This is a genomic window from Microbacterium sp. 69-7 (assembly GCF_001897985.1).
GTDB lineage: Bacteria > Actinomycetota > Actinomycetes > Actinomycetales > Microbacteriaceae > Microbacterium > Microbacterium laevaniformans.
Map to the genome: position 1 here is coordinate 7,320 of NZ_MKRU01000109.1, position 12,562 is coordinate 19,881.

Genomic DNA, 12,562 nt, shown 5'->3' on the forward strand with positions numbered 1-12,562 from the left:
CCGCACGAGCGCGGCGATCTCGCCGGCGGTGCGCACGGGGTTGCGGAAGACCGGGCCGCGGCCGGCGGCGATCTCGACCTCCACCCCGACGAGGTGGAGCGGAACGATGATGTCGCTGAAGAACACCGCGGCATCCACTCCGTGCCGGCGCACCGGCTGCATCGTGATCTCGCTGGCCAGCTCCGGGCTCAGACAGGCGTCGAGCATCGTCCCGGTGGCACGCAGCGCCCGGTACTCGGGAAGCGAGCGCCCGGCCTGCCGCATGAACCAGACGGGGGTGATCTCCGGACGATCGCCGCGGAGGGCGCGGACCAGCCGTGAGGCGGAGGTGCCGTGCGCGGTCAGGGGATGAGCGGCGGCGGTGGCAGAGGCGATGATGATGCTCCCGTGGGACGGACTCGAGTGGGCGTTAATCGTTATACTAACCTCGTTCCCTTCCGTTCGACTCACGACTGGACCCGCGTGCTCGTCTGCCTCTCCGCCCATCAGCGCACCACGCCTCTCGAAGCGCTGGAGCGGCTATCGGTGGTCGGGGACACCGTCGCAACCGACCTGACGGCGGCGCACGAGAGCATTCGCGGAGCCGTGGTCCTGGCCACCTGCAATCGCTTCGAGGCCTATTTCGATCTGGCCGACAATCCCGACGACGCCTCGCCCCTGCCGGCGATGGATGCCGCGATGGAGCGCCTCGCAGAGCTGTCGGCGCTGCCCTTCCGCGACGTCCGCGAGACCGTCGAGTTCGCGCACGGCAACCACGTGGCGCGCCATCTGTTCTCGGTCGCGTCGGGGCTCGATTCCGTCGCCGTCGGCGAGGACGAGATCGCCGGGCAGGTGCGGCGCGCGCTCGATGCCGCACGCCGGGAAGGCGTGACCACCGCTCCCCTCGAGCACCTGTTCCAGCGCGCCACGGAGACGTCCCGCGCGGTCAAGAACTCGACAAAGCTCGGCGAGTCGGGGCGCTCCCTGGTCCGCCTTGCGGTCGAGCTCGCCGGCTCGCGCCTCGGGTCGTGGGAGGAGGCGCGGGTCCTCCTCGTCGGCACCGGGCGCTACGCCGCGGCATCCCTGGCGGCGCTGCGCGACGTCGGCGCCGTCGACATCCGCGTGCACTCGCGATCGGGGCGCGACCGCTTCGCGAAGCGCGAGCACCTGACGACCGTTTCGGCCGACGCGTTCGCCGCCGAGGCCGCCCGCGCGGACGTCATCGTCACCTGCACGACGACCACCGACACCTTCGCCCTCGATCTCGAGAGCCACGGTGCGGCCCGTGCTGCGGTGTCGACGCCGCAGCTGATCATCGACCTCGGGATGCCGCGCAACGTGGATCCGGGGCTGCGCTCGCTCCCCGACATCGAACTGCTCGACCTCGACACCATCCGCGTCCACGCGCCGATCGACGAGTTCGCGACCATCGGCGAGGCCCGCCTCATCGTGCAGACCGCCGCGCAGCGTCATGCGATGGCGCGCCGCGTGCACGAGGTGGCCCCCGCGGTCGTCCAGATGCGCGCGCATGTGCACGCCGTGCTCGACCGCGAGATCGAACGCGCACGTTCCCGCGGCGCGGGAGCCGAGACCGAAGCCGCTCTCCGCCACTTCTCCGGTGCGCTGCTGCACGGTCTGATCTCGCAGGGCCACACCCTCGCCGCCGCAGGTTCGGGTTCGCAGTGGACGAGTGCGGTGGACATCGTCTTTCCGCCCGCCGACGGCGACGAGGACGGCGACCGCGGATGACGCGCGTCACGCTCCGCGACGTCGCCGCGCGGGCGGGAGTGTCGACGGCGGCGATCAGCCAAGCCCTGAACGGTCGCGGCAACCTCAGCGCGGAGACGCGCGAGCGCATCAAGGCGGTCGCTGCTGAGCTCGGCTACGCCCCGAACAAGCATGCGAGCGCACTGCGCAGCGGCCGCACGATGTCGATCGGCTTCGTGATGGCGGCCAACTCGCTGCAGGACGGTCGGCGGGCGCTGCAGCGGGCACGCCAGCTCGACGCGCTGGTGCAGGCCGGAGCCGAGCGCGGATTCACCGTGACCGTGCTGCCCGACAGCCGTCCCGACCTGCTGGCGGGCGCCCAGATCGACGCGCTCTACTTTCCGGATCCGGCCGACGATCGCACGATCCTGCGCGACGCGGTGGCCGCCGGCATCCCCGTCGCGGCGAACGACCTCACCGTCCCCGGCGGCGTGCTGACGATCCGCACCGGTTACGCCGCGGCGGTCCGGGCCGGACTCGCGCACCTCGCGGAGGCCGGAGCGCAGCGCATCGGCTTCCTCGTCGACGAGAGCGAGGTGCCGCGCGACCAGCTCGGCGAGAGCGCCTACCTCGCCTGGAGCGCCGTGAACGGCCGCACGCCGCTCGTGGCGCGGGTGGATGCCGGGCGCCGGCGGCTCGTGCCCGCCCTGCACGAGCTGCTGGACACCGACGTCGACGCCGTCTTCGCCTACTGCGAGGAAGGGCCCGAGATCTATCTGCATCTCGAGCAGATCGACACCGTCATGCCGCGCGATCTGCAACTGCTGGTGCTGTGCACGATCGACTGCGAGATGAACGCCCGCCTGGGAATCACCCACCTGTGCCTGCACCCGGAGAAAGCCCCCGAGGTGATGTTCGCCGCGCTCGATGCCGGCGAGGCGCCGCGCGCGATCGAGCTGCCCTACGAGCTGGTACGCGGCTCGACCACCCGCTGAGCCCACCCGCCCCGCCCCCCTGCTCGCCCCGCGCCGCCTACGATGGCGTGGTGCCCGTCGCCGACCGTCCCCGTTCCGTCGGCGAGATCATCGCTCCGCGCCGCCTCGGGCGTGACTTCCGCTGGTTGCTGAGCTCGTCCTGGACGAGCAACCTCGGCGACGGGATCGCCCTGTCGGCATCCCCGTTGCTCATCGCCTCGCTCACGAGTTCGCCGATCCTCGTAGCCGGCGGTGCCATGATGCAGTACCTGCCATGGCTGCTCTTCGGCCTGTTCGCGGGGTCTGTGGCCGACCATCACGACCGCCGCCGGCTCGTCATCGTCGCGAACGCCCTGCGCGCCCTCGTCGTCGCCGGCCTGGTCGTGTTCCTCGTGACCGGCGCCGTGAGCGTGTGGATCGTGCTGGTGGCCGCGTTCCTGTACGGAACGGCGGAGGTGTTCGCCGACACGGCCGGCAGCACGCTGCTGCCCATGCTCGTGCGTCCCGCGGATCTCGGTCTCGGCAACGCCAGACTTCAGGCCGGCTATCTGGTGGCGAACCAACTCGCCGGTCCACCGCTGGGCGCGTTCCTGTTCGCGGTGGGATCGTTCTGGCCGTTCGTCACCCAGATCATCTGCGTGACACTGGCCATCGTGCTCATCGCACGCATCGCCCGCACGCCGGTCCCGGATCGCGACGCGGCGGATGCCGAGCGGCCGGCGCAGCCGATCCGCGAGGGTCTGCGGTGGCTGCGGGCGAACCCGCCCGTCCGCACGCTGGTCATGATCATCCTGGTCTTCAACATCACGTGGGCGGCACCCTGGGGCATTCTCGTGCTGTACGCCACCGACCATCTCGGCATGGGTCCGGTCGGCTACGGAGCGCTGACGACGGCATCGGCTCTGGGTGGGCTCGTCGGTGTCGGGATCTTCGGCGCGCTCGAGAGGCGCGTCTCGTTCGCGACGCTCATGCGGGTGTGTCTGACGCTCGAAGTGATCATGCACCTCGCCTTCGCGCTGACGACGGTGCCCGCGATCGCGTTCGTGATCATGTTCGGCTTCGGCGTGTACGCGTTCGTCTGGGCGACGATCTCGACCACCGTCCGCCAGCGCCTCGTACCGTTGACGCTGCAGGGCCGCATCGCGTCGGTGAACATGGTCGGCGTCTTCGCGGGGCTCGTCATCGGTCAGGCCCTCGGCGGCGTGATCGCTCAGACCTGGGGCCTCACGGCGCCCTGGTGGTTCGCGTTCGGCGGATCGGCGTTGACGCTCCTCCTCGTCTGGCGCTCGATCTCATCGATCGCCGCGGCACGGCCCGTGCTCGACGACGCGCAGCTTCCTGAGGAGAACGCACCTTCCTGAGGACGAGTTCCGGCCCAGGAATCCTCGAGATCCGTCATCTCGTCAGCATCCGACGCGTCAGCATCCGACGCGTCAGCATCCGACGCCTCAGCGGGTGCGGTGGATCCGCCGCTCCTCGATGCGCTGCACGAGGTCGCGACCGAGCTCGTCGAGGCGGTCCGCCCAGGGGCCTGCCATCTCGCGGCGCGCCGCACGGCGGAAGAGCTCCTCGACACTCACCCATTCGCTCTCGCACACCTCGAGCGGATCGAGGTCGAGATCGTCGTCGTCAGCGATCCGGGCGGCGTAGAGATCGAAGAGGGCGGATTCCTCGACGACCCTCCCGACGAGAACGAGATCCTCGGGCGCGACCCGCAGACCGGTCTCCTCGGCGAGCTCACGCGACGCGGCTTCGACGCTCGTCTCACCTGCGAGGGCGCTGCCGGCCGGAAGCTCCCACGCGAGCGGCCAGTCCTTCGTCTCCGCACGGCGCGTCATGAGCACCGACCCGTCGCTGAGCTCGACGCACACGGATGCCACGACGTGGAAGGCTCCCGCGGGCACCGGGTCGGCACGACGATGAGTGATCCCGAGCGGCGCGCCGCTCTCGTCGGTGAGATCCCAGAGCTCTTCGCCCGACACGGTCAGTCCTCGAAGGCGCCGTAGACGGCGAGGGTGTTGGATGCCACCTGCGCGCACAGCTCGTCGAGCGGCATCCGCAGCTCCTCGGCCATGAAGCGCACCGTCACCGGAACCAGGTACGGCGCATTCGGCCGACCGCGAAGCGGCGTCGGGGTGAGGAACGGTGCGTCGGTCTCGACGAGGATCCGCTCGCGCGGCGTCACCGCCAGCGCGTCGCGCAGGTTCTGCGCGTTCTTGAACGTGATGTTGCCCGCGAAGCTCAGCCAATAGCCGCGGTCGGCGGCGATGCGCGCCATGTCGGCGTCGCCGGAGAAGCAGTGGAACACCGTGCGCTCGGGAGCCCCGACCCGATCGAGGGTTTCCAGAACGGGGTCGTGGGCGTCGCGGTCGTGGATCTGCATCGCGATGCCGTGCTTCTTCGCCAACGCGATGTGCGCCTCGAAGCTCTCGAACTGCGCTGGACGGCCCGTCTCGTCGGTGCGGAAGAAGTCCAACCCCGTCTCACCGATCGCCCGCACGCGCGGCTGCGCGGCGAGTTCGTCGATCACGGCGATGGCCTCGCCGAGCATGCCCTGCTCGGCATACGCGGGTGCTTCGTTGGGATGTATCGCCACCGCCGCGAGGACGCGCGGGTGGGATGCCGCGGCCCACGCCGACCACCGGCTCGACGCGATGTCGCCGCCCGCCTGGACGGCACCGATGACGTTCACCTCTGCGGCCCGACGCATCTGCTCGTCGAGCGGGAGACCCTCGCCGTCCTCGATCTCGAGATGCGTGTGATTGTCGTAGACGGCGACCGGCAGCGGCTCGGGCGCCGGCGGATATGACACGTCGCGTGAGCTCTTCTCGCGCACGCGGACGTACGTCGACGGATCAACGGCGTCGCTCACCGGCATCCCCTCTCCTCTTCGATCCGGCGCGCTGTTCCCCCCGCGCCTCCGTGTCCCACTCTCTGTCGAATAGAGCACTTGCGCACAGCACCTTTGGGGACATGCCGCCCCGCAAGTGGGACACGATGGAGGGGACGGGTGGGACGGGTCAGGGCTGCTCGATCCGCGGGAACAGCGGCTCGATGCCGTTGACGCTGGTGCCGGGCACAAGGACTCCCCAGCTCCCGGCTTCGCGCAGCGGCTGATCCTGCAGACGCCCCGCGTGCCCGAGCGCGACCCACAGCTTCTCGGTGGCGATCGGCATCACGGGGCTCAGCAGCACCGCGAGCGCACGCAGACCCTCCGCCGCCGTGTAGAGCACCGTCGCAAGACGGGCACGCTGAGCGTCGTTCTTCGCCAGCGCCCACGGGGCGTTCTCGGTGATGTAGCCGTTCAGCGCATCCACGATGGTCCAGATCGCCGCGATCGCCTCGTCCGGACGGAAGCGCTCCATCGCCGCATCGGCCGCCGACGCGGCATCCGCCACGGTCCTCTGGATGCCGAGATCGCCCTCCGTGTACGCGGCAGGCGGCGGCACGATGCCCGCGAAGTACTTCTCGATCATCGCCGTCGTCCGCGACGCCAGGTTGCCGAATCCGTTCGCGAGCTCCGCCTGGTAGCGCGCCGAGAGGTCCTCCCACGAGAACGAGCCGTCCTGGCCGAACGCGATCGCCGACAGGAAGTAGAAGCGGTAGGCGTCCGAACCGAACACATCGGTGATCTCGGTCGGGGCGATGCCGGTGAGCTTCGACTTCGACATCTTCTCACCGCCGACCAGCAGCCAGCCGTGCGCGAAGACACCGCGGGGCACGTCGAGACCGGCAGCCATCAGCATCGCGGGCCAGATCACCGCGTGGAAGCGGAGGATGTCCTTGCCCACGACGTGGAAGGCCGGCCACCGTCGCTCGAACTGCACGGGATCGGTGCCGTAGCCCACCGCGGTCGCATAGTTCAGCAGCGCATCCACCCATACGTAGATCACGTGTGACGGGTCCCACGGCACGGTGATGCCCCAGTCGAACGCCGAGCGCGAGATCGACAGATCCTTCAGCCCCGAACGCACGAACGAGACGACCTCGTTGCGCGCCGACTCCGGGCGCACGAAGTCGGGCTCCGTCTTGTAGAGCTCGAGCAGGCGGTCCTGGAACTCGCTGAGCTTGAAGAAGTAGTTCTTCTCCTGCAGCAGCTCCAACGGCTTCGAGTGGATCGCGCAGACCTTGAGCCCCTCGAACGCACCGGTGCCGTCGACGATCTCCGCCTCCGGCTTGAACTCCTCACAGCCCACGCAGTAGAGCGCCTCGTACTCGCCGGCATAGATGTAGCCACGGTCGTAGAGCGCCTTCACGAACTGCTGCACGCGCTCCTCGTGGCGCGGCTGCGTCGTGCGGATGAAGTCATCGTTCGCGACGTCGAGGGTCTTCAGCAACGGGAACCACGACTCGGTGACGAGCTTGTCGACCCACTCCTGCGGAGTCACTCCGTTCGCGGCCGCGGCGCGCAGCATCTTCTGCCCGTGCTCGTCGGTGCCCGTGAGCATCCACGTGTCGTCCCCCGCCTGGCGGTGCCAGCGCGCGAGCGTATCGACGGCGACCGTCGTGTACCCGTGTCCGATGTGCGGCAGGTCGCTCGGATAGTAGATCGGCGTCGTGATGTAGAAGGACTGACCAGATGTCACCCGACGAGTCTAGTTCCGGGCGACGCGCCGACTCCCGCGTGTGACGTCGAGCCGTCGGTGCGTCGGTGCGCTTCTCAGGCGCTTTCGCGGACGACGAGCGTGGTCGGCAGCACGACGGCATCCGGATCGCCGCCGGCGATCGCATCCAGCACCATCTCGACCATCGTGGCGCTGATCTGGGCCCACGGCTGGCGGATCGTGGTCAGCGGCGGCGTGTGCGCCGCCGCAAGCCCCGAGTCGTCGAAGCCGGCCAGCGCGACGTCCTGAGGAATGCGTCGCCCCTGCGCGGCGAGCGTCTGGGCGGCACCGACGGCGAGCAGGTCGCTCGCCGCGAACACCGCATCGACGTCGGGCGCACGCTCGAGAAGTCGAGTCATCGCCTCCGCGCCGGCCTCACGGGTGAAAGGCACCACTTCGACGAGGTCCCCGTCGAAGCGGTCGCCGAGTTCGTCGCGAAAGCCGTCGAGGCGGAAGCGGCCGCTGGGGGTGTCGAGCGGTCCGGTGATCAGCGCGATGCGGCGGTGCCCGCCATCCATGAGATGCCGCGTCATGGTGCGTGCCGAGCCGACCTCGTCGATGGCGACGTGCGCAACGGTGCGCCCTTCCCACAGCGGGATGCCCGAGCACACGGTCGGCACGCCCGCGTTCACCAGCGAGCCGAGCAGATCGTCGGATTCGTGAGAGGAGACGAGCAGAACGCCGTCGACGTGACCGGCGCGCACGTATCGGGCCGCGTTGGCCTGTTCGCGCTCGGTGTCGGCGATGAGGAGCACGAGCGTCATCCCGCGCTCGGAGACCGCATCGGTCGCCCCTCGCAGCAGCAGCGCCATGTTCGGATCCGACAGCAGGACGTGCTGGGACTCGGTGAGCAGGAACGCGAGCGAGCCGGTCTTTCCGGTCGCGAGGCTGCGCGCAGCCTGATTGGTCGTGTAGCCCGTGGAGACGATCGCGGCATCGACGGCGGCGCGGGCTTCGGGCGACACCCAGTGCCCTCCGTTGAGCACGCGCGAGACCGTTCCGTACGAGACGCCGGCCGCGGCGGCGACGTCGCGGATGGTCGGCTTCTTCGGCACATCGCTGGGTGTCACGAGAGCCGACTCTACCGGTGTCTACAACGAATCCGGCCACAACAGCACCCTTCACTGTAACCGATCACAGTCCAACGACTGTAACCGGTCACAGTTCCATAACGAACCCGTGATCGCGCGCTTTTCGACCGCACAATGGAGGCGTTCGCACCCGGTGCGACATCACGACAGGGCGGCGGAGCAGCCGAGCTACGGCCCCTCTCCCCCTGTGATCCCAGAGAGAGGCACACCGATGAAGGTGAAGAAGAAGGGCGCCGTCGCCCTCGGACTGCTCGTGGCGTCCGGCATCCTGGCGCTCGCCGGCTGCTCCGGCAGTACGACCGCACAACCGACGACCAGCGGCGACGCACAGGCCGCCACCAGCGGCGAGCTGACCGTGTGGGTCGACGCCGACCGTGCTCGAGCGCTCGAGGATGTGGCGAAGAAGTTCGAGCAGGAGAAGGGCGTCAAGGTCAACCTCGTCGTCAAGGACTACGGCAAGATCCGCGACGAGTTCACCGCACAGGTGCCTACGGGCAAGGGACCCGACATCACGATCGGCGGGCACGATTGGATCGGCGCGTTCGTCAAGGACGGAATCGTGGCGCCGGTCGAACTGGGCGACAAGGCAGCCGACTTCGAGAAGGTCGCCATCGAGGCGGTCACCTACGACGGCAAGACCTACGGCCTTCCGTACGCCATCGAGAACATCGCCGTGCTGCGCAACACCGCGCTGGCCGACTCCACCCCGGCCACCTACGACGAGATGATCACGAAGGGCCGCGCCGCCGGCACGGAGTACCCGTTCGTCGTGGGCCTGGACCCGCAGGCGTCCGACCCGTACCACCTGTACCCGTTCCAGACGTCCTTCGGCACCTCGGTCTTCGGACGCAACGCCGATGGTTCGTACGACGCGAGCAAGCTGACGATCGGCGACGAGGGCGGGCAGAAGTTCGCCGCGTGGCTCACCGCGCAGGGAGACACCGGCACCAAGGTGCTGAACCTCAACCTCTCCGGCGACCTGGCCAAGGAAGCCTTCAACGCCGGCAAGTCGCCGTACTTCCTCACCGGCCCGTGGAACGTCACCGACGCCCAGAAGGCCGGCATCGACGTCGCGGTCGACGCGATTCCGACGGCGGGCGGCGGTGACGCACAGCCCTTCGCCGGCGTGCAGACGTTCTTCGTGAGCGCGAAGAGCGCCAACGCGCTGATCGCGAACGAGTTCCTCGTGAACTACATCGCCACCGCCGACGTGCAGACGGCTCTCTTCAAGGCCGGCGGGCGTCCCCCGGCACTGACCGCCGCGTTCGACGCCGCCAAGTCCGACCCGATCGTCGCCGGCTTCGCCAAGGTCGGCGCGAACGCGGTGCCGATGCCGTCGATCCCGCAGATGGGCTCGGTGTGGGACGACTGGGGCAAGACGGAGGCCGCCCTGATCAAGGGCGGCGGCGACCCCGCCGCCCAGTGGACCCAGATGGCCGACTCGATCGCCGCCAAGCTCGGTTGACCCCGTGCGGGGGGGTGGGCTCACGCTCGCCCCTCCGCACCCCGATCCCCACACGTTCCGACAGGAGTCGAAGATGACTGGCCCCACGATCGCCGCGCCGCCCACGCGCGCGCCCGAAGACCGCGCCGCGGCACGGCGCCGCCGACGCGCCGAGGCCTGGGCGGAAGCCGCAGGCGCCGGGTGGAAGGTCTGGCTGGTCAAGATCGTGTGCCTGGGTGTCATCGACGCGATGGCCGTCTATGCGATCCTCGTCCTGCTGACCAAGGACAGCGTCGTCATCACAGCGGTCGTTGCCCTCGGCATCCTCGCGATCAACGTCGTCTATCTGAAGCCCGGCCTTCTGCCGGCCAAGTACCTGACGCCGGGCCTGGTCTTCCTCTTCGTCTTCCAGATCTTCGTGGTCCTGTATTGCATCTACATCGCGTTCACGAACTACGGGTCGGGACACGTGTCGACGAAGGACGACGCCGTCAACGCGCTGCTGATCCAGAACCAGCAGCGCGTCGAGGACTCGGCCGCCTACCCGGTGTCGGTCCTGGAGAAGGACGGCGCCCTCTTCTTCCTCGTGACCACTCCCGACGGGACCGCCGAGATCGGCAGCGCCGACCGGCCGCTCGAGGCGGAATCGGATGCCGAGTTCACGGGCGGCCGCGCGGCGGCGCTTCCCGGGTACACCACGTTGAACTTCGCTCAGCTCGTGGCCAACCAGGCGACGATCTCGTCGATGGCGGTGCCCTTCTCCACCGATCCCAACGACGGCACGCTCCAAACCCGCGACGGCTCGACGGCCTACCAGTACGTCTCCACGCTCGTGTGGGATGCCGCCGCAGGCACCATGACGAACACGCAGACGGGCGTCGTCTACACGGACAACGGCAACGGCTCCTTCGCCTCCGCAGATGGGCAGACCCTCGCCACGGGATGGCAGGTCTGGGTCGGCGTCGACAACTTCGTCCGGGCGTTTTCCACCGAGTCGATCCGTGGGCCCTTCCTCGCCGTGCTCATCTGGACGTTCGTGTTCGCCATCCTCTCGGTGGCGACGACCTTCGCGCTCGGCCTGTTCCTCGCGATCGTGTTCAACGATCCGCGGATGAAGAGCAAGAAGTACTACCGGGTCATCATGATCCTGCCCTACGCCTTCCCTGCGTTCCTGTCGGCGCTGGTCTGGCAGGGAATGTTCAACCAGGACTTCGGCTTCATCAACCAGTCCATCCTCGGAGGTGCGTCGATCCCCTGGCTGCAGGATCCCCTGCTGGCGAAGGTGTCGATTCTCGTCGTGAACCTCTGGCTCGGCTTCCCCTACATGTTCCTCGTCACGACGGGCGCCATCCAGGCGATCCCCGACGACATCCAGGAGGCGGGGCGTGTCGACGGCGCCGGTGCGTGGCAGATCTTCCGCCACATCAAGTTCCCGCTGCTGCTGGTGTCGGTGGCGCCGCTGCTGATCTCCTCGTTCGCGTTCAACTTCAACAACTTCAATCTGATCTACATGCTCACCGGCGGCGGTCCGCGCTTCGCCGACGCGTCGATCAACGTCGGCGCGAGCGACATTCTGATCTCGATGGTCTACAAGGTGGCCTTCGTGGGAGCCGAACGCGACTACGGCCTCGCCAGCGCGTTCTCGATCATCATCTTCGTGCTGGTGGCGGTCATCTCCTACCTCAGCTTCCGCCAGACCAAGGTGCTCGAGGAGCTGAACTGACATGACCACTGCTGAGACCCTCCCCGTCACCGGTACGGCAGCGACCCCGCCGAGCCCGACCGTCGTCCACGAGACGCGTCGCCGGTTCGGCCGGTGGTTCCGCGAGACCGGCTGGCGTCACCTCGTCGGCATCGCGATGCTCGTCTTCTCGGCGTTCCCGCTCGTCTACGTGCTCTCCGCCTCACTCAACCCGGGCGGGACGCTGCTGACGGCCAACAGCCTGTTCGCCACGTTCGACATCGGCAGTTACATCGCCCTGTTCCAAGACCCGCTGCGCCCGTACGGCAACTGGTTCGTCAACTCGGTGTTCATCGGGCTGACGACGTCGTTCTTCACCGTCGTCCTGTGCGCGCTCGCCGCCTACGCCTTCTCGCGCATGCGCTTCACCGGCCGCCGTTTCGGACTGCTGACGCTGCTGCTCGTGCAGATGTTCCCTCAGCTGCTCGCCGTGGTGGCGATCTTCCTGCTGATGTCGGCGATCGGCGACATCTTCCCGCCACTGGGTCTGAACTCCCAGATCGGGTTGATCATGGTCTATCTCGGCGGCGCGCTGGGCGTGAACACGTTCCTCATGTACGGCTTCTTCAACACCGTGCCGGCCTCGATCGACGAGGCCGCGAAGATCGACGGCGCCGGACACGCACGCATCTTCTTCACCATCATCCTGCGCCTGGTCGCCCCCGTGCTGGCTGTGATCGGCCTGCTGTCGTTCATCGGCACCATGAACGACTTCCTCATCGCGTCCGTCGTCCTCGTCGATCCCGACAAGCAGACGCTGGCGGTGGGGCTGTACCAGTTCGTCTCGCAGGAGACGGCGCGCAACTGGAGCGTGTTCGCCGCCGGCGCCGTGCTCGCGGCGATCCTGCCGATGGCACTGTTCCTGGGCCTCCAGCGTTTCATCGTCGGCGGCCTCACGGCCGGCTCGGTCAAGTAGCGCACGACCCGACCCGGGCCGCACACCACACAATCAGAGGGCTCTGCCACGGATGTCCGTGCAACCACGTCGCACCAGTGCCGACGTGTTGTCGGCGTTCCACGGA

General features: G+C 68.5%; 11 protein-coding genes. 6 read left to right on the top strand and 5 right to left on the bottom strand.

The window, feature by feature from the left end:
• A partial coding sequence (locus tag BGN98_RS13675) for a uroporphyrinogen decarboxylase family protein (RefSeq protein WP_502687838.1) occupies positions 1 to 450 on the bottom strand: 450 nt, incomplete at its 3' end.
• A gap of 12 nt (positions 451 to 462) precedes the next feature.
• Here BGN98_RS13675 and BGN98_RS13680 point away from each other — a divergent pair.
• From BGN98_RS13680 to BGN98_RS13690, 3 genes are read left to right on the top strand one after another with little or no spacing between them, the layout of a single operon-like run.
• Positions 463 to 1,728 carry a glutamyl-tRNA reductase gene (locus BGN98_RS13680; protein WP_051498710.1) on the top strand — a complete coding sequence of 422 codons (1,266 nt, stop codon included), beginning with the start codon at positions 463 to 465 and terminating at the stop codon, positions 1,726 to 1,728.
• On the top strand, positions 1,725 to 2,681 hold the full coding sequence (locus BGN98_RS13685) for a LacI family DNA-binding transcriptional regulator (protein WP_036284694.1): 957 nt from the start codon (positions 1,725 to 1,727) through the stop codon (positions 2,679 to 2,681). The genes BGN98_RS13680 and BGN98_RS13685 overlap by 4 nt, the downstream gene beginning before the upstream one ends.
• A 50-nt stretch (positions 2,682 to 2,731) precedes the next feature.
• On the top strand, positions 2,732 to 4,021 hold the full coding sequence (locus BGN98_RS13690) for an MFS transporter (protein ID WP_036284691.1): 1,290 nt from the start codon (positions 2,732 to 2,734) through the stop codon (positions 4,019 to 4,021).
• An 87-nt stretch (positions 4,022 to 4,108) separates the two neighbouring features.
• Here BGN98_RS13690 and BGN98_RS13695 read toward each other — a convergent pair whose 3' ends face one another.
• The 4 genes from BGN98_RS13695 to BGN98_RS13710 all read right to left on the bottom strand — a co-directional run bounded on the left by BGN98_RS13695 (position 4,109) and on the right by BGN98_RS13710 (position 8,334).
• Complete coding sequence (locus BGN98_RS13695; RefSeq protein WP_051498709.1) at positions 4,109 to 4,642, bottom strand: NUDIX hydrolase; 534 nt, start codon at positions 4,640 to 4,642, stop codon at positions 4,109 to 4,111.
• A gap of 2 nt (positions 4,643 to 4,644) precedes the next feature.
• Positions 4,645 to 5,538 (bottom strand): TatD family hydrolase, encoded by an 894-nt coding sequence (locus BGN98_RS13700; protein WP_036284688.1) that lies wholly within the window; start codon positions 5,536 to 5,538, stop codon positions 4,645 to 4,647.
• Positions 5,539 to 5,680: 142 nt separating this feature from the next.
• Entirely contained in the window at positions 5,681 to 7,246 is a 1,566-nt protein-coding gene (gene metG / locus BGN98_RS13705) for a methionine--tRNA ligase (protein ID WP_036284685.1), read from the bottom strand.
• Positions 7,247 to 7,320: 74 nt separating this feature from the next.
• Positions 7,321 to 8,334, bottom strand: coding sequence for a LacI family DNA-binding transcriptional regulator (locus BGN98_RS13710; protein ID WP_005052381.1), 1,014 nt, complete (start codon positions 8,332 to 8,334; stop codon positions 7,321 to 7,323).
• 232 nt (positions 8,335 to 8,566) lie between these two features.
• On the opposite strand from BGN98_RS13710, the gene BGN98_RS13715 reads away from it, so the two are divergent.
• The 3 genes from BGN98_RS13715 to BGN98_RS13725 all read left to right on the top strand — a co-directional run bounded on the left by BGN98_RS13715 (position 8,567) and on the right by BGN98_RS13725 (position 12,456).
• Positions 8,567 to 9,820 carry a sugar ABC transporter substrate-binding protein gene (locus BGN98_RS13715; protein WP_005052379.1) on the top strand — a complete coding sequence of 418 codons (1,254 nt, stop codon included), beginning with the start codon at positions 8,567 to 8,569 and terminating at the stop codon, positions 9,818 to 9,820.
• A 73-nt stretch (positions 9,821 to 9,893) separates the two neighbouring features.
• Positions 9,894 to 11,522 (top strand): ABC transporter permease subunit, encoded by a 1,629-nt coding sequence (locus tag BGN98_RS13720; protein ID WP_288121693.1) that lies wholly within the window; start codon positions 9,894 to 9,896, stop codon positions 11,520 to 11,522.
• 1 nt (position 11,523) lies between these two features.
• Positions 11,524 to 12,456, top strand: a complete 933-nt coding sequence (locus tag BGN98_RS13725; RefSeq protein ID WP_288121694.1) for a sugar ABC transporter permease — start codon at positions 11,524 to 11,526, stop codon at positions 12,454 to 12,456.
• Positions 12,457 to 12,562: the final 106 nt, after the last annotated feature.

Excerpts from the sequence above, each read along its gene's own strand:
- BGN98_RS13685 (WP_036284694.1), top strand. The coding sequence starts at position 1,725 with ATGACGCGCGTCACGCTCCGCGACGTCGCCGCGCGGGCGGGAGTGTCG.
- BGN98_RS13700 (WP_036284688.1), bottom strand. The coding sequence starts at position 5,538 with ATGCCGGTGAGCGACGCCGTTGATCCGTCGACGTACGTCCGCGTGCGC.
- BGN98_RS13715 (WP_005052379.1), top strand. The coding sequence starts at position 8,567 with ATGAAGGTGAAGAAGAAGGGCGCCGTCGCCCTCGGACTGCTCGTGGCG.
- BGN98_RS13720 (WP_288121693.1), top strand. The coding sequence starts at position 9,894 with ATGACTGGCCCCACGATCGCCGCGCCGCCCACGCGCGCGCCCGAAGAC.
- BGN98_RS13725 (WP_288121694.1), top strand. The coding sequence starts at position 11,524 with ATGACCACTGCTGAGACCCTCCCCGTCACCGGTACGGCAGCGACCCCG.